The organism is Cytobacillus sp. MT66, assembly GCF_058792595.1.
In genome coordinates, this window is record NZ_JBXAFB010000005.1 from 13,047 (window position 1) to 29,065 (window position 16,019).

Below are 16,019 nucleotides of genomic sequence, written 5' to 3' on the forward strand. Positions count from 1 at the left end.
ATGAACGAAAAAGATATATTATTAACCGCTGCCAAAGCTGCAGATGATAAAAAAGCTGAGAATATTATTGTTCTTAATATGAAGGGGATTTCTCTTATTGCTGACTATTTCTTAATTTGTCATGGAAATTCCGACAAACAGGTTCAGGCGATAGCAAATGAAGTGAAAGATAAAGCTGAGGAACAAGGGATTACAGTCAAAAGAATGGAAGGCTTTGATGAAGCCAGATGGATCCTGGTCGACCTTGGTGATGTCGTTGCTCATATTTTTCACCGTGATGAGCGGGGCTATTACAACCTTGAACGGCTATGGGGCGATGCGCCGATTGAAAATATCCAAAGCGAGCTAAACCCATGAGCTATGAGCAGTTTGCCTATTTATACGATGAACTGATGAATGATGTTCCCTATCATAAATGGGCAGAGCTTGTGGGGGATTGTATAGAAAAATATCATCCACAGGCAAGGCAGCTGCTTGACCTTGCCTGTGGAACAGGACAGCTCTCCATTAGATTTGCTGAAAAAGGCTTGTCCGTTACAGGGGTTGATCTCTCAGAGGATATGCTGTCTGTAGCGCAAACAAAGTCCGCTGAAAAGGGATTGGATATCCGATATTATCAGCAGAACATGGCCGAGCTGGAAGGGCTTGGCCCCTTTGATGTGATAGGGATCTTCTGCGATTCTCTTAATTATTTGCAAAGCGAGGAAGAAGTAAGAGAAACCTTCCAGCGTGTCCGGGAACATCTGAATGATCAAGGTCTTTTTATATTTGATGTTCACTCCATTTACAAAGTTATGCAAATTTTTATGAACCAGACATTTGCGATTGCAGACGAGGAAATTAGCTACATATGGAATTGCTTCCAGGGTGAATTCCCAAACAGTATTGAACACGAGCTGAGCTTCTTCGTCCTTGACCAAAACACTGGAAAATATGACCGATACGACGAGCTTCATTTTCAAAGAACGTTCCCAGTAGAGACCTATAAAGAATGGCTGAGCCAAGCTGGCTTTGAGCTGCTGGCAGTTACGGCAGATTTTGAAGAAGTCCCGCCGCAGGCACAATCAGAACGTGTATTTTTTATTTGCAGAAAATAAAAAAATAGGGCCAGCTTTTAGGCTGGTCCGAAAAAATATTTTTTTAAAAAAGAGGAGATTTTTTCAATAAAAAGAATTATTATTTAGTATGAAGGGGATAGTGTTCCTTTACCTGTGCCAAATCTTCGTTAAACTTCGCATGTGTCGCCTGAAATAGATGTTCAAATACATCCCCAAGTCTTTCTTCAAGCACCTTAATTCCTTCTCCGGTAATCCCGCCTTTTACACACACCTTATCCTGCAATGTTGGCAATGTATAAAACCCTTTTTTCATTAAATCGCCCATTCCAATCAGCATCTGTTCAGCAAGAATAGTCGCTGTCTTCTCATCAATTTCAGTTTCTTTCACGGCTGCTTGGATAAATCTCTGGGTCAAATACGCGAAAAACGCAGGTCCGCAGCTGACAATATCGGAAGAAACCCTCGTAATATTTTCGTCAATATGAACAGGAGTCGAAATGGTTTCAAACAGATTCTGTAAGATATTCTTCCATTCCTCATCACACTTTTTTCCAAAAGAAAGTAACGAAACACCTGAAAGTGCCCGATTCGTTATGCTGGGAATCGCCCTCGCAACTGAACAAGGGGCAACAGATTCCAATTGATCAACACTAATTGGGCTTGTTATTGACACGATACATTTTTCTTTTGACAGAAAAGGAGATATATCTTTTATGACTTTATGAATATCGTGAGGCTTGACGCAAATAAAGATGAGTGATGAATTTTCGGCCACTTGCCTTCCGTTTTCTGCCACGTTTACATCTTTATATTCCTTCTTAATATCTAATGCTTTCGCAATCGTTCGATTGGTTATGGTCATAGAAGCAGGGGATACTGCCTTCCCATCCATCAAAGCCTCTGTGAGGATTCTCCCCATATTGCCTGTTCCAATGATTCCAATTTTCAATGCTCCAACCCTCCTTCACGAGCATGCTTTCTCATATACAATATGAATATCCTTAATAGAATATGCTAATTATGAAAGGAAGATTAGATGATTACCTTAATAAAAGAACACAAAATTGCTGTTATTTTAGGAATGGGTGCAGTAATTTCAGCTATTGTCTATATGTTTCACCCCTTTAATAACACAGATACTTCTCCAGTGGGTGCAAAAGAGGAATGGCTGGAAATGGAGGAAGTGCAGGAAGTGCAGCCAGTGGAAGAGAATGCTGAGGAGGCAGGTCCTGTGACGGTAATTGTGGATGTCAAGGGAGCCGTAAAGCATCCAGGGGTGTATGAGGCAAAAGATCAAGACCGTGTAATTGATATGATCAATAAAGCGGGGGGCCTGGCTGAAACAGCTGATGAAACTCAGATTAATTTTGCCTTAAGAGTCGAGGATGAAATGGTTATTTATATTCCAGCAAAAGGCGAACAAACGGAGGAATTAGCAGAAATAGAAATAGCCAATATCCCAGGGAGTCCAAATAAAGAAGATAATGACGGGAAGGTAAATATTAACATTGCAGATGAATCCAAGCTGCAGACATTAACTGGGATTGGCCCATCTAAAGCAGCCGCAATTATCGAATACCGTGAAACGAACGGACCTTTCCAGACAATAGAGGATTTGAAATCAATCAGCGGCATAGGTGAAAAAACCTTTGAAAAACTAAAAGATCAGATAAAAGTAAAATAGAGCAATGATTGACCTTGGACAAGCAGGTGCTTAAACTTGATAATAGGTAATAGGAAAAATTTCATCAAAGGGAGAGGCAAATAAATGGAGAGAATTTCTTGGGATCAGTATTTTATTGCACAAAGCCATTTGCTTGCGTTAAGAAGCACATGTACGAGGCTGACTGTCGGTGCTACGATTGTCAGGGACAAACGGATCATTGCCGGAGGATATAACGGATCGATTGCAGGTGGGGTTCATTGTATTGATGAAGGCTGCTATGTTGTGGATAATCATTGTATCCGGACAATTCATGCGGAAATGAATGCCATCATTCAATGTGCAAAATTTGGAGTGCCGACAAGCGGGGCAGACATCTATGTTACCCATTTTCCTTGCTTACAATGCTGCAAAGCTATTATTCAAGCTGGGATCAAAGCGGTATATTACTCAAAAGATTATAAAAACCATCCATATGCGATCGAGCTTTTTGAACAGGCGGGCGTCAAGGTTGAACAGGTCGAAAGCAAAGAAATCTCATTAGATACACTGCTTTCTTAATTTGTAAATTTTATGCTTTATCACTTTAAACCACTGGGGGCCTGACCCCCGGTGTATTAACGCAGTAAAGGGGGAGCGTTAATGAAAGGGAGATGGATTTATTTTGCTGTGGCGGGCTTAAGCGGTTTGTTAGCTGCTTTTTTTAGCATAGCCATTTTTCTTCCTGTTTTTATCGTCCTGATGGTTTTTCTTTATTATGGCAAGCGAGTTCCCTTCACCGGCCTAGTAATGTGCATAATGATTTTTTCTTCCTTTTTTATCAGGGCCCAGCTGGCAGAGGGAGCAAACCATACGAAGCTGCCCGCGGATTTAACTCATTTTGCTGTCCGCATTCAGGATGATTTGAAAATTGATGGAGATCTCCTTACTGTAAAAGCCTTAGAACTTACATTTAATGAAAATCTTATTATAAGGTACAAAATTAAATCAGAAAATGAAAAGATAATCCTCTCCAAAAGTCTCCAGCCAGGGCTCGCCTGCACACTTCTTGGAAGCCTTGATGTTCCTTCTGTGTCCACGAATCAAAATTCCTTTGACTATAAAAACTATTTGCAAAGTAAGCATATTTATTGGATTTTGAATGCGGATCAAATGCCTCTCTCAACATGCATGGACGATAAAAAAACTCCTCAAACTTATTTTCAATCAATCAGATGGAAAGGTATACAGTATATAATGGAGTATTTCCCCAAGGAAACGGGGCCATTAGCTGCTGCCCTCATTTTTGGAAGCCGAGATTTTATCCAAGAGGATGTATTGGTGTCCTATCAGAAGCTTGGCATTGTCCATCTTTTGGCCATTTCCGGGCTGCATGTGGGGATGCTTGCCGGCATGATTTATTATCTCGGTATCCGTTCGGGTGTGACAAGAGAACGAATGACAACCGTATTGCTGCTGTTTTTGCCGGTTTACGCTTTGCTTACTGGTGCAGCACCATCGATTATCAGAGCTGTGCTGATGATGGAGCTGTTTTTGCTTTTAAAAAAATGGAATCATTTGTATACTCTGCAGACACTGGATATATTTGCGATCGTTTTTATGGCTTATACCTTTTTATCTCCATTCATTTTATACGATGCAGGATTTCAGCTTTCCTTCACGGTGAGTATTTCACTGCTCCTGTCGGCTCCCATCCTGCTTGCTCGGTTCTCAAATCCAATCATTCTGCTTATCATCACATCGATAATCTGTCAGCTGGCAGCCGTTCCCATCATGCTATATTTTTTCTTTGAATTCTCTATTATCTCAATTTTAGCCAATCTCATTTATATACCAATATTCTCCTTTCTGCTGCTGCCTGGTCTTTTTATTCTATTCCTGCTGCATACAGCAGCGGGCCAATCAATCAATATTCTCATCTGGCCTATCGATTTTATCATCCATTCTATGGATACCTTTGCAGGTAAGCTGGCACAGTTTCCGCTGGCAACTATTACATTGGGGAGGCCGCCGTTCATATTCATGATGCTTTACCTGACAGCGATATGGATATTTTTTCATTTGTGGGAGAGCCATCCGGGGTTTAAAAGACTTTTGTTTGCCTTCTTTTTTCCACTGGGAATTTTTCTTTTTCATGGTCTCTTTAACACCTTTTCGCCACAGGGGGAAGTCACCTTTATTGACGTTGGACAGGGGGAAAGTATTTTTATCAGGCTCCCGTATGGCAAGGGAAATTACTTAATTGATACTGGAGGGACAATCAGCTTTACAAAAGAAGCTTGGAAGGAAAAAGTGAACCAGTATGAAGTTGGAAAGGATGTTGTTGTCCCATTTTTAAAAAGCAAAGGGGTCACGACGATACATAAGCTGATCTTGACACATGGAGATGCCGACCACATTGGCGGCGCATCAGCGGTCATTCGGAATATCAAGGTGAAACAAATCATTTTTCCAGCATACGAAGATCCTTCTGAACTGGAAAAAGAGCTCATTGTGCTTGCTAATGCGAAAAGAATCCCCTATTTGTTCACAAGCGCAGGAATGGGCTGGACAGCTGGCGGAACAACATTCAATATTTTATCGCCAATGAAAGGAATGTCCACAGAGCGAAACGATTCTTCCATCGTCCTATGGACAAGACTAGGCGGATTGACATGGCTGTTTACTGGCGATCTTGAAAAAACTGGTGAAGAGAAACTGCTTGCTCGATATAAAAGTCTGCAAGTGGATGTCCTCAAGGCAGGCCATCATGGGAGCAAGACCTCCACTTCAGAAGCATTTCTGAAAAAGGTTAGAGCAAAAATAACGATTATTTCAGCTGGAAAAAATAATCGTTTTGGCCATCCCAATAAGGAGGTTCTAAATGCGCTGGAGGAAAGAAAAATAAAGATTTTTCGAACAGATCAGCATGGGGGAATTACCTATCTTTTTAAAGGAAATCGAGGAACCTTTTTTACCCAGATGCCATAAGATAATGTAAATTGAAAAGAGGCTGCTTTGAACGGCAGCCTCCAAAAATTCATTTCCTATGTAGCCACTTGGACATTAAGCTCCTACAAATTTAATGACTGTAGCAATAATAAATAAAGTTGCAAAGAAACCGAAAGAAACGATGAAACCTACACCTGAGTCGATCGCATCATTACGCTTGCTCTGGACATCTTTTTCAAATTCGTTCACAGTCTACCCCTCCTATTTCCCTTATAGTATAAGCGATTGTCGGAAAAAAATCTACCGTTCCTCAGCGCTTTTCCTTTAATGACAAGAGTTGTCACAAATAAGTTGTATTTGTAAGGCCAAAATAATAACTACAGAGATTCACCGCCGTTCATATGAGTATCCTAGGCCTCATAAAACGGCGTTCAATATAGATAAGGAATTGGCTTAGAACATGGATCTTAAGTCAATTCCTTTTGCTTGTTAACGTGGACAACCATTTACTATCTTAGCCTTGTCAAGGTGCTGTGGCTTCATATAGGATTAAAAGTGTGAAAACCTATATGGATCGGAGCGTAACATATGGTATTTGATATATGGAAGCAAATAAAGGCAAAAAAGTTTGCGCCTATTTATTTATTATACGGAGCGGAGTCATTTCTTATTAATGAGACAAAACAACTATTAGTGAACAATCTCTTACACGAAGAAGAATTGGACTTTAATCTTTCCTCCTATGATTTAGCGGAGACACCGATAGAAGCGGCTCTTGAGGATGCAGAGACATTGCCATTCATGGGAGAAAGACGTTTAATTTTATTACATAATCCAGTGTTTCTTACAGCCGAAAAAACTAGGGAAAAGACAGAGCACAATCTTTCAAAGCTTGAAGCGTATATAAAAGAACCTGCACCATATTCAGTTCTTGTCTTTATTGCTCCTTATGAAAAATTAGATGAACGGAAAAAATTAACAAAGGAATTAAAAAAGGCTGCTTCTATTCTTGAAGCGAAGAAACTGAATGAGAGTGAGCTAAAGTCCTGGATGAAGGAAAGGGCTTCCTATAATGGTGTACAGATAGAGGGGAAAGCTGCTGAGTTGATGCTGACTCTTGCCGGACCCAATTTATTTATGCTCACAAGTGAAATAGATAAGATGGCTATGTATTTAGGCAACAGCGGATCAATTGATATTAAAACCGTCGAAATGCTTGTATCAAGATCACTTGAACAAAATATTTTTACACTTGTCGATAAAGTAGTTAATCGGAAAATTGATGAAGCGTTAAGGATATACTATGATCTTCTAAAGCTCAATGAAGAGCCAATTAAAATCTTGTCTATTTTAACCGGTCAGTTTAGGCTGATTTATCAGGTTAAGGAACTTGCTGCAAGAGGCTACGGCCAGCAGCAAATCGCAAGCTTTCTAAAAGTCCATCCATTCCGTATAAAGCTAGCAGCCGGACAAGCCCATCAATTCAAAGAAGAAGAGCTAAAAAAAATCATTGCCATGCTAGCTGACGCAGATTACCAGATGAAAACCGGCGGAATGAACAAAGAACTGATTATTGAATTGTTTTTGTTGAAATTGTAATATTTGGATTGATTGAAGCGAAGCGCCCGGAGCGGAAATTAGCGGATCCAACAGACAAAAATAAAAAGGCTATCGATTGATAGCCTTTTTTATTACGCATTCATTGTGTTCATTTTTTTCATTAAGCGAGATTTTTTACGAGCAGCAGCATTTTTGTGGATTAGACCTTTTGCAGCAGCTTTATCTAATTTACGGGCAGCATCAGCGAAAGTTTCTTTAGCTTGAGCAGCATCGTTTACAACGATTGCTGATTCAACCTTCTTAACAGCTGTACGCATTGCAGATTTAGCAGTAGCGTTGTGAGCTTTACGAACTTCATTTGTTTTAACACGCTTGATAGCAGATTTAATGTTTGGCATCCCATTCACCTCCTACAAAAAAAAGCATCGAGATTATATGAACTCGATTTTCACATTCATTAACAATCAATATTAAGAACAAGTGCTATTTTATCAAAATCACCATTGTTTTGCAAGACTATCCTCTTAAATTCTCTTCTAGGACAATTGGGCATTCCTTTGCTACTTTAGCTTTAAATGAATGTTTCTGCTAAGAAAAGGAAAAGCTAGAACATAGTCTAGTTAATATTGGAAAATTTGGCAAAACAGTTCATTTGGGGGGATTAGGATGGAAGAATCATTAGACTTAAGCAAATACGCTTTACGGACAGACCTTGCCGTTGAGGCCAGAGAAATGGTGATTAATGATCGGCAAAAAAACATTCACCAGGAAGAGGACCTTTCGAAAATTGAAGGGGTAATTATTAAGGAAAAAGAGGAAAACGATATAAAGATCTCTTATGTGGAAGTGACAAAAGAAGGGGCCAAGGCACTGGGGAAAAAAGAAGGCAGGTATTTAACATTGGAAGCCATCGGTATCCGTCAGCAGGATACCCAAATGCAGAAAAAGGTTGTGGATATCTTCTCTTCTGAGCTAGCACAATTTTTAAAACAGCTAGGAGTCACAAAAGAGGCATCCTGTTTAGTCGTTGGTCTTGGCAATTGGAATGTGACTCCAGATGCATTAGGGCCGATTGTCTGTGAAAACATTCTTGTCACCAGCCATCTTTTTAAGCTTCAGCCAGAAAATGTCCAGGAAGGCTACCGGCCAGTAAGCGCGGTTGCTCCAGGTGTTATGGGACTGACTGGAATTGAAACAAGCGATATCATCTACGGGATCGTTGAAAAAACCAAACCGGATTTTGTCATTGCCATTGATGCGCTTGCTTCCCGGTCTATCCAAAGGGTAAATTCGACCATCCAGATCTCGGACACCGGGATTCATCCGGGTTCAGGAGTTGGAAACAAACGCAAAGAATTAAGCAAGGAAACATTGGGAATTCCGGTGGTGGCTATAGGTGTTCCGACCGTGGTCGACGCTGTATCGATTGCCAGTGATTCCATTGATTTTATCCTTAAGCATTTTGGCAGGGAGATGAAAGAAGGAGACCGTCCATCAAGAGCTCTAGCTCCTGCCGGCATGACATTCGGGGAGAGAAAAAAGCTGACAGAAGAAGATTTGCCTGAGGAGGCTGAGCGTCAGACATTTCTTGGCATTGTCGGTACACTCCCTGAAGAGGAAAAAAGGAAACTTATACATGAAGTATTATCTCCGCTTGGTCATAATTTGATGGTTACACCAAAAGAGGTTGATGTGTTCATTGAGGATATGGCTAATCTTATAGCAAATGGGCTAAACGCTGCTCTGCATTCGAATGTTGATCAGGGAAATACTGGTTTTTATACACGTTAAGAAAATCTTTAAGTCCAAAATCCGCAGGCTCCTTTCAAAATTTTTGAAGTGAAATCTTTTGTTCTATCTTCTCTAGCAATGTCATATGAATTAATAGACTTGCAAAAGAGAGGGTGGAGTGATGAGGCCGAAAAAAACGAACGGAGTCTTTTTTACAATACAGGGTACGAATCTTTTAAAAATATTCGGCGGATTTCTGTTATTTCTGTTTATGATTTTTTCTATTAGCGGAGCAATCACATCATTAAAGCCGGAATTCCGAATCAGCTCATCATCAGTAAATCAAGCGACAAACAAAATAACAGGAGAAATGCTCTATCATTTGCTTGGATGGGAAAACCACCATTTTATGAATGGAATCATTGATAAAGCCAGTTCTCCAACATTAATGAATATTGTTTTTAAGCTGTCAACGAATATTAGTTTGGATGATCCGAGAAGCCTGCTAGGAAGAGAACTGCCGGCATTCTCGCTGTATGACAGTAAAATTCTCGTAGCCAGTGAAGGTACGGATTATACAAATATGCCAATGGAATCCTCGCCGCCGCTAGAAGTATTGAGGGCAGAGCAGGAGGCAACGTTGCAGAATACAGAAAATCTTGATCTGGCTGAGGGTGAAAAGAGTCCTAGCGGGTCGGGATTGTCCACAGGGGACAGGCAGGTAGTTTATCTTTATTTTACACATACACGTGAATCGTACCTTCCATATTTAAAAGGGATTGACAATCCGGATCTTGCTTATCATTCTCAGCTAAATGTGACAAAGATCGGAGATAAGCTAAAAGAAGAGCTAGAAAGCAGAGGAATCGGCACTTTCTTGGATAAGACCGATGTCATGGCAAACTTAAATCAAAAGGGGCTTCCTTACGGGGCCGCCTATCAGGAATCAAGGCCAGTTGTGGAAGCTGCCATTACTGGTAACAGGGATTTGCAATATGTAATTGATATCCATCGCGATGCCAAAAGAAAAAAGGATACAACTCTTACAATTAATGGAAAGAATTATGCAAAAATCGCCTTTGTTGTCGGAGCGGAGCATGCTAATTACGAAAAAAATCTTCATTTAGCCAAGGAAATGCATCGGCTGATTAATGAAAAATATCCTGGATTAAGCCGGGCTGTCATTCAAAAGCAAGGAAAAGGCACAAATGGAAAGTTCAATCAGGATCTTTCGTCTAATGCCATGCTGATTGAATTTGGCGGTGTTGATAACACGTTTGAAGAACTGTTCCTATCGGCAGAAGCGCTTGCTGATGTATTCAGCGAATTCTACTGGCAGGCCGAAAAAGTGAACAAGCCAGTTGACACAGGAGAAAATAAGCAATAATAGATAATCAGTCTTAACTGATTAAAGCATTAACGCAGTGGGGGGCTATCCCCCGATGGAGTAAAGCATTAACGCACTGGGGGACAGGCCCCCAACAAGGTAAAGCGTTAATGCGGCGGGGGTCAGTCCCCCGGTAGTTTAAAGTGCTACAGCGGAGGTAATCGGTTATGAAGTGGTTTATGTTAAAAGCGTTCCTTTTAGTTTCATTGATGTTTATGGCCGTTCTTTTTGGGATGCAGCAGGCCAACGAGGGAATTCGCAGTATGAGAGGATATGAAGATGCGGATTTAAAAGGAGCCTTTTCCCTGCAGGAAAACGCAGATGGCCAGCTGCATGCATCCATCCTCGGAAAGAATGTCTCGAGCCATGACCTTGAACAAAAAAAAGCAAAGCTCGAAGAAATGAAAGCCTATAATTTCTTTTCCTCCATGGGCAAAAAGCTTTCAGAAGGACTCACTGATGCAACAGAAAATACCATTGACATCATAACCGATTTAATAAAGGAAAAATAACGGCTGCAGCAAGCGGCCGTTTTTTTTTCGCATTGAATCTTGACATGGGTACTGCTATAATCTAAAAATAGTGCAATGTGTCGAATTTTAACTTCGAGAATTGTCTAGCTGCAGCGCTCCCTTGGGACTTGTTCATATTATCGGTAAGGGCAAGGCTAAAGGTAAGCAAGGCGCTTAAGCTTTTCTTAGTAGGAGTGAAACAATGAACAGAGAAGATAGACTTAACAGACAATCTAAGATACGGAACTTTTCCATTATTGCTCACATTGACCATGGAAAATCTACACTGGCTGACCGCATTTTGGAAAAAACGAATACGCTGACTGCACGTGAAATGAAGGATCAGCTGCTGGATTCTATGGACCTGGAAAGAGAACGCGGAATTACGATTAAACTGAATTCCGTTCAATTAAAGTATAAAGCTAAAGATGGCGAAACTTATATTTTTCACTTAATTGATACTCCAGGACATGTGGACTTTACCTATGAGGTATCACGCAGCTTGGCTGCTTGTGAAGGTGCCATCCTGGTTGTAGATGCTGCACAGGGAATTGAGGCGCAAACACTTGCTAATGTTTATCTTGCGCTTGACAATGATCTCGAAATTGTACCGGTAATCAACAAAATTGATTTGCCGAGTGCTGACCCTGAGCGTGTCAGAACAGAAATTGAAGATGTTATCGGACTAGATGCATCTGAGGCTGTTCTAGCTTCAGCAAAGGCCGGGATTGGAATAGAAGATATTTTGGAGCAGATTGTTGAAAAGGTGCCGGCACCCGCAGGGGATCCTGATGCTCCATTAAAAGCGCTTATTTTTGACTCGTTATTCGATGCTTACCGGGGCGTTATTGCTTATATTCGTGTTATGGATGGTACGGTCAAAGCAGGCGATAAAATTAAAATGATGGCTACCGGAAAAGAATTCGAGGTAGTGGAAGTCGGCGTATTTTCTCCAAAAGCTCAAGTTCGTGATGAGCTGACTGTGGGTGATGTAGGTTTCTTAACTGCATCGATCAAGCATGTAGGAGATACGCGTGTCGGTGACACCATCACAAACGCAAAAAATGGTGCAACAGAGCCGCTTCCAGGTTACCGCCGCTTAAATCCTATGGTCTATTGTGGGCTTTATCCAATAGACAGTGCGAAATTTAATGATCTTCGGGATGCCCTTGAAAAGCTGGAACTAAATGATTCTGCTTTGCAATTTGAGCCGGAAACCTCACAGGCTCTTGGCTTTGGGTTCCGCTGCGGATTTTTAGGCCTGCTTCACATGGAAATTATCCAGGAGCGGATTGAACGCGAATTTAAGATTGACCTAATCACGACGGCTCCAAGTGTTATTTATCACATCGTTTTAACGGATGGATCAGAGGTTAAAGTAGACAACCCATCCAATATGCCGGATCCGCAAAAGATTGACCGAGTTGAAGAACCTTACGTAAAGGCAACCATGATGGCACCAAATGATTATGTTGGAGCGATTATGGAGCTATGTCAAGGAAAACGCGGCATCTTCGTTGATATGCAATATTTAGATGAATCACGCGTAAACATTGTGTATGAGATCCCGCTTTCTGAAATTGTCTATGATTTCTTTGATCAGCTGAAATCAAATACAAAAGGCTATGCTTCCTTTGACTATGAATTAATTGGCTATAAACCATCAAAGCTTGTTAAAATGGATATTCTTCTTAACGGGGACAAAGTAGATGCCCTAAGCTTTATTGTTCATAGGGACTTTGCCTATGAACGCGGAAAAGTTATTGTTGAAAAGTTAAAAGAATTAATTCCACGCCAGCAATTTGAAGTGCCTGTTCAGGCCGCTATTGGACAAAAAATTGTTGCCCGTTCAACGATTAAATCGATGGGTAAGAACGTCCTTGCCAAATGTTACGGCGGTGACATTTCCCGTAAAAGAAAGCTTCTTGAAAAGCAAAAAGAAGGGAAAAAGCGCATGAAACAAGTCGGATCCGTTGAAGTACCGCAAGAAGCCTTCATGGCCGTACTAAAAATGGACGACACCGGCTCAAAGAAATAAAAATATTTGATTTGTCAAATGAGGTTGGATATGCTTTCATAATAAAGCAATCTAGCCTCTTTTTATTTGAGAAAAAGGACACGGGGACAGGCACCTTGTCCTTAAGTGCGGACACGGTGCCTGTCCCCGTGTCCGCATATGAGTAATAGACTTGATAGTTAAGGTCGTGAAATAAATGATAAAAGCAGCATATATTCATATTCCTTTTTGCCAGCATATTTGCCATTATTGTGATTTTAATAAGTTTTTTCTAAAGGGTCAGCCGGTTGATGAGTACCTGGATTCTCTGAAAAAAGAAATGCAGATCACACTTCAACAGTCACCGACAGAGTATTTGCAATCCATTTTTATCGGAGGCGGCACACCGACTGCATTAAACGAACAGCAGCTTGAAAAGCTTTGCCGGGATATATTGGACATCCTTCCATATAACAGCCAAACAGAATACACGTTTGAAGCGAATCCTGGCGACCTGTCAAAGGAAAAACTGGAAATCCTCCGGGAAGCCGGCGTCAACCGTCTCAGCATTGGCGTCCAAACCTTTAACAATGATTTATTGCAGAAAATTGGCCGCACCCACCAAGCAGAGGATGTTTTTCACACGGTTGCAGAAGCTAAGAACCTAGGCTTTAAAAATATTAGCGTTGATCTTATTTATAGCCTTCCCGGTCAAACTTTGGAGGATTTTCGCGAAACATTAAAAACAGCTTTTACCTTGGATATTCAGCACTACTCAGGTTACTCGCTAATCATCGAGCCAAAGACCGTTTTTTATAATTTAATGCGAAAAGGCCGCCTGCCAACGCCAGGTGAAGATGTTGAAGCTCAAATGTATGATTTGCTGATGAATGAAATGGAAGCCAACGGTTTTGAGCAATATGAGATTAGCAATTTTTCCAAGCCAGGCTTTGAGAGCAGACATAATCTGACGTATTGGGACAATGACTGGTACTATGGATTCGGTGCTGGAGCCCACAGCTATGTAAATGGTCAGCGAATATCCAATCATGGTCCGCTAAAAAAATACTTGGGTGCATTGGATGAAGGAAGACTGCCTATTTTAGAAAATCATGAAGTTACTTTAACTGAACAAATGGAAGAGGAAATGTTTCTTGGGTTACGAAAAAATAAAGGAGTTTCAATTCCTAAATTTACTGAGAAATTTAATGTAGACCTTATGAAACTTTTTGCAGAAGAACTAGAAAAATTAACAGGACAGGGACTAATTTCCTTTGAAGAAAATCATGTTAAATTAACGAGAAGAGGCCGTTTTCTAGGGAATGAAGTTTTTCAGTCGTTTTTAAGATGAATCGGTCCAAATGATTGACACCAAACGTTTGATTTGATAATTTAATAATAGAATTAGCACTCAAGAGTCAAGAGTGCTAACAGAGGTGAGAACTGTGTTGACTGATCGCCAATTATTGATTTTTCAAGTCATTGTTGATGATTTTATTCAATCTGCGCAGCCAGTCGGATCAAGAAGTTTGTCGAAAAAGGATAAGATTACCTTCAGTTCTGCGACGATACGAAATGAAATGGCTGATTTAGAAGAGCTGGGGTTTATTGAAAAGACACACACCTCATCCGGAAGAATTCCTTCTGAGAGAGGGTATAGGTACTATGTGGACCATTTATTGTCTCCGCAGCAATTAACCCTGCAAGATGTTCAGCAGCTTAAATCGGTATTTGCCGAAAAGATCTTTGAACTTGAAAAAATTGTTCAAAAGTCAGCTAAAATCCTTTCAGATCTGACAAATTACACATCAATTGTGTTGGGTCCGGCTGTAAAAGAAAACAGGTTAAAGAGAATTCAAATTGTTCCTTTAAACCAGCAAACAGCTATTGCCATCATAGTCACAGACACTGGTCATGTTGAGAATCGGATGTTTCACCTGCCCGAATCTATGGATGCCAGTGACCTGGAGAAGCTGGTTAACATTTTAAATGAACGTCTGACTGGCGTTCCAATTGAAAGGTTAAATAATAAAATTTATAAAGAAGTAGCCATTCTTCTTCGGCAGCATATCAATAATTTTGACAGCATTATGCTTTCTATTGCTGACATACTTAAAATTCCTGCCCATGAAAAGCTATTCTTTGGCGGAAAGTCGAACATGCTTGCCCAGCCGGAGTTTCATGATCTGGATAAGATTAAAATCTTAATGGATATGATTGAAGAAGAAGACCGAATCTATGAGCTGATACCAAAAGATGAGTTAGGCATTAATATCAAGATAGGCAAAGAAAATAAGAATGCTGCGATGGAAAATTGCAGCTTGATTACCGCAAGCTACTCCATTGGATCTGAACAGCTTGGTACGATTGCTGTTTTAGGGCCTACAAGAATGGAGTACTCTAGGGTAATCAGCCTATTGAAATATATAAGCTCTGACTTATCAAATGTGTTAACCAGACTGTATCAAAGCCATTAACGTTGGAAATATTGTTAAGGGTGGAGGCATATGCATTCCATCCCTTTCCTTGTGCCAACTATAAAGGACTGGGACTTTAAGGGAGGTGAAAATGTTGGCTGAAGAAAAGAACTTAGTAGAAGAAGAACTGGAAAATGCAAATCAAACAGAAGCGGCAGATGAAGCTAGTGAAAATTCATCTGAAGCAAATAGCGGTGCAGTAAATAACACCGGCACAGATGAGACAGACAGCAATGCTGAATTAAAAGCAGCGCATGAAAAAATTGCTGAGCTTCAAGCAAAGCTTGATGAATCTGAAAATCGCATCTACCGGCTTCAGGCAGATTTTGAAAATTCCCGGCGCCGTGCAAGATTAGATCTTGAAGCGTCTGAAAAATATAGAGCACAAAAATTAATCACTGATTTATTGCCTGCAATCGATAACTTTGAAAGAGCGCTGCAAATGGAATCAGATAATGAACAAGTAAAATCCGTTCTGCAGGGAATAGAAATGGTTTACCGCGGCCTATTGGATGCATTGAAAAATGAAGGGGCTGTTCAGATAGAATCTGTAGGTAAAGAATTTGACCCGCAAATCCACCATGCTGTGATGCAGGTTCAAGAAGATGGAATCCAATCAAATACCGTTGTTGAGGAATTCCAAAAAGGGTATATGCTTAAGGACCGTGTGATCCGTCCGGCAATGGTAAAAGTAAATCAATAAT

The 16,019-nt window shown here is 40.6% G+C and carries 16 protein-coding genes; 13 read left to right on the forward strand and 3 right to left on the reverse strand.

The window, feature by feature from the left end; all coding sequences use genetic code 11:
* Together rsfS and AC1Q59_RS10410 are read left to right on the forward strand one after the other, a co-directional pair.
* Window positions 1–357, forward strand: coding sequence for a ribosome silencing factor (gene rsfS / locus AC1Q59_RS10405; protein ID WP_492365761.1), 357 nt, complete (start codon window positions 1–3; stop codon window positions 355–357).
* Complete coding sequence (locus AC1Q59_RS10410; RefSeq protein WP_492365762.1) at window positions 354–1,097, forward strand: class I SAM-dependent DNA methyltransferase; 744 nt, start codon at window positions 354–356, stop codon at window positions 1,095–1,097. Before rsfS ends, AC1Q59_RS10410 begins: the two co-directional genes overlap by 4 nt.
* A 79-nt stretch (window positions 1,098–1,176) precedes the next feature.
* On the opposite strand, the gene comER is transcribed toward AC1Q59_RS10410, so the two are convergent.
* Window positions 1,177–2,007, reverse strand: a complete 831-nt coding sequence (gene comER, locus AC1Q59_RS10415; RefSeq protein ID WP_492365763.1) for a late competence protein ComER — start codon at window positions 2,005–2,007, stop codon at window positions 1,177–1,179.
* Window positions 2,008–2,094: 87 nt separating this feature from the next.
* Between comER and AC1Q59_RS10420 the strand changes: the two genes are divergently transcribed.
* The 3 genes from AC1Q59_RS10420 (at window position 2,095) to AC1Q59_RS10430 (ending at window position 5,691) form a co-directional block, all read left to right on the forward strand.
* On the forward strand, window positions 2,095–2,742 hold the full coding sequence (locus AC1Q59_RS10420; protein ID WP_492365764.1) for a helix-hairpin-helix domain-containing protein: 648 nt from the start codon (window positions 2,095–2,097) through the stop codon (window positions 2,740–2,742).
* A gap of 84 nt (window positions 2,743–2,826) precedes the next feature.
* Window positions 2,827–3,282, forward strand: coding sequence for a ComE operon protein 2 (locus tag AC1Q59_RS10425; RefSeq protein WP_492365765.1), 456 nt, complete (start codon window positions 2,827–2,829; stop codon window positions 3,280–3,282).
* A gap of 81 nt (window positions 3,283–3,363) precedes the next feature.
* Entirely contained in the window at window positions 3,364–5,691 is a 2,328-nt protein-coding gene (locus tag AC1Q59_RS10430) for a DNA internalization-related competence protein ComEC/Rec2 (RefSeq protein WP_492365766.1), read from the forward strand.
* A gap of 75 nt (window positions 5,692–5,766) precedes the next feature.
* Here AC1Q59_RS10430 and AC1Q59_RS10435 read toward each other — a convergent pair whose 3' ends face one another.
* Complete coding sequence (locus tag AC1Q59_RS10435; protein WP_492365767.1) at window positions 5,767–5,901, reverse strand: YqzM family protein; 135 nt, start codon at window positions 5,899–5,901, stop codon at window positions 5,767–5,769.
* 339 nt (window positions 5,902–6,240) lie between these two features.
* Between AC1Q59_RS10435 and holA the strand changes: the two genes are divergently transcribed.
* Complete coding sequence (gene holA / locus AC1Q59_RS10440; RefSeq protein WP_492365768.1) at window positions 6,241–7,251, forward strand: DNA polymerase III subunit delta; 1,011 nt, start codon at window positions 6,241–6,243, stop codon at window positions 7,249–7,251.
* A 92-nt stretch (window positions 7,252–7,343) separates the two neighbouring features.
* Here the strand turns inward: holA and rpsT are convergent, their stop codons facing one another.
* Window positions 7,344–7,610 (reverse strand): 30S ribosomal protein S20, encoded by a 267-nt coding sequence (gene rpsT, locus AC1Q59_RS10445; protein WP_492365769.1) that lies wholly within the window; start codon window positions 7,608–7,610, stop codon window positions 7,344–7,346.
* 268 nt (window positions 7,611–7,878) lie between these two features.
* On the opposite strand from rpsT, the gene gpr reads away from it, so the two are divergent.
* The 7 genes from gpr to grpE all read left to right on the forward strand — a co-directional run bounded on the left by gpr (window position 7,879) and on the right by grpE (window position 16,018).
* Window positions 7,879–9,003 carry a GPR endopeptidase gene (gpr, locus tag AC1Q59_RS10450; RefSeq protein ID WP_492365770.1) on the forward strand — a complete coding sequence of 375 codons (1,125 nt, stop codon included), beginning with the start codon at window positions 7,879–7,881 and terminating at the stop codon, window positions 9,001–9,003.
* A gap of 121 nt (window positions 9,004–9,124) precedes the next feature.
* A complete protein-coding gene (gene spoIIP, locus AC1Q59_RS10455; RefSeq protein ID WP_492365771.1) occupies window positions 9,125–10,330 on the forward strand; it encodes a stage II sporulation protein P in 1,206 nt (401 codons plus the stop codon).
* 167 nt (window positions 10,331–10,497) lie between these two features.
* Complete coding sequence (locus tag AC1Q59_RS10460) at window positions 10,498–10,842, forward strand: YqxA family protein (RefSeq protein ID WP_492365772.1); 345 nt, start codon at window positions 10,498–10,500, stop codon at window positions 10,840–10,842.
* A gap of 202 nt (window positions 10,843–11,044) precedes the next feature.
* A complete protein-coding gene (gene lepA / locus AC1Q59_RS10465) occupies window positions 11,045–12,880 on the forward strand; it encodes a translation elongation factor 4 (RefSeq protein ID WP_492365773.1) in 1,836 nt (611 codons plus the stop codon).
* Window positions 12,881–13,055: 175 nt separating this feature from the next.
* Complete coding sequence (hemW, locus tag AC1Q59_RS10470; protein ID WP_492365774.1) at window positions 13,056–14,189, forward strand: radical SAM family heme chaperone HemW; 1,134 nt, start codon at window positions 13,056–13,058, stop codon at window positions 14,187–14,189.
* A 94-nt stretch (window positions 14,190–14,283) separates the two neighbouring features.
* Window positions 14,284–15,315 carry a heat-inducible transcriptional repressor HrcA gene (gene hrcA, locus AC1Q59_RS10475; protein WP_492365775.1) on the forward strand — a complete coding sequence of 344 codons (1,032 nt, stop codon included), beginning with the start codon at window positions 14,284–14,286 and terminating at the stop codon, window positions 15,313–15,315.
* Between the two features lie 91 nt (window positions 15,316–15,406).
* Window positions 15,407–16,018, forward strand: a complete 612-nt coding sequence (gene grpE, locus AC1Q59_RS10480; protein WP_492365776.1) for a nucleotide exchange factor GrpE — start codon at window positions 15,407–15,409, stop codon at window positions 16,016–16,018.
* The last annotated feature ends 1 nt before the right edge of the window (window position 16,019 follow it).

Excerpts from the sequence above, each read along its gene's own strand:
- rsfS (WP_492365761.1), top strand. The coding sequence starts at position 1 with ATGAACGAAAAAGATATATTATTAACCGCTGCCAAAGCTGCAGATGAT.
- AC1Q59_RS10410 (WP_492365762.1), top strand. The coding sequence starts at position 354 with ATGAGCTATGAGCAGTTTGCCTATTTATACGATGAACTGATGAATGAT.
- AC1Q59_RS10420 (WP_492365764.1), top strand. The coding sequence starts at position 2,095 with ATGATTACCTTAATAAAAGAACACAAAATTGCTGTTATTTTAGGAATG.
- AC1Q59_RS10425 (WP_492365765.1), top strand. The coding sequence starts at position 2,827 with ATGGAGAGAATTTCTTGGGATCAGTATTTTATTGCACAAAGCCATTTG.
- AC1Q59_RS10430 (WP_492365766.1), top strand. The coding sequence starts at position 3,364 with ATGAAAGGGAGATGGATTTATTTTGCTGTGGCGGGCTTAAGCGGTTTG.
- holA (WP_492365768.1), top strand. The coding sequence starts at position 6,241 with ATGGTATTTGATATATGGAAGCAAATAAAGGCAAAAAAGTTTGCGCCT.
- rpsT (WP_492365769.1), bottom strand. The coding sequence starts at position 7,610 with ATGCCAAACATTAAATCTGCTATCAAGCGTGTTAAAACAAATGAAGTT.
- gpr (WP_492365770.1), top strand. The coding sequence starts at position 7,879 with ATGGAAGAATCATTAGACTTAAGCAAATACGCTTTACGGACAGACCTT.
- spoIIP (WP_492365771.1), top strand. The coding sequence starts at position 9,125 with ATGAGGCCGAAAAAAACGAACGGAGTCTTTTTTACAATACAGGGTACG.
- AC1Q59_RS10460 (WP_492365772.1), top strand. The coding sequence starts at position 10,498 with ATGAAGTGGTTTATGTTAAAAGCGTTCCTTTTAGTTTCATTGATGTTT.
- lepA (WP_492365773.1), top strand. The coding sequence starts at position 11,045 with ATGAACAGAGAAGATAGACTTAACAGACAATCTAAGATACGGAACTTT.
- hemW (WP_492365774.1), top strand. The coding sequence starts at position 13,056 with ATGATAAAAGCAGCATATATTCATATTCCTTTTTGCCAGCATATTTGC.
- grpE (WP_492365776.1), top strand. The coding sequence starts at position 15,407 with ATGTTGGCTGAAGAAAAGAACTTAGTAGAAGAAGAACTGGAAAATGCA.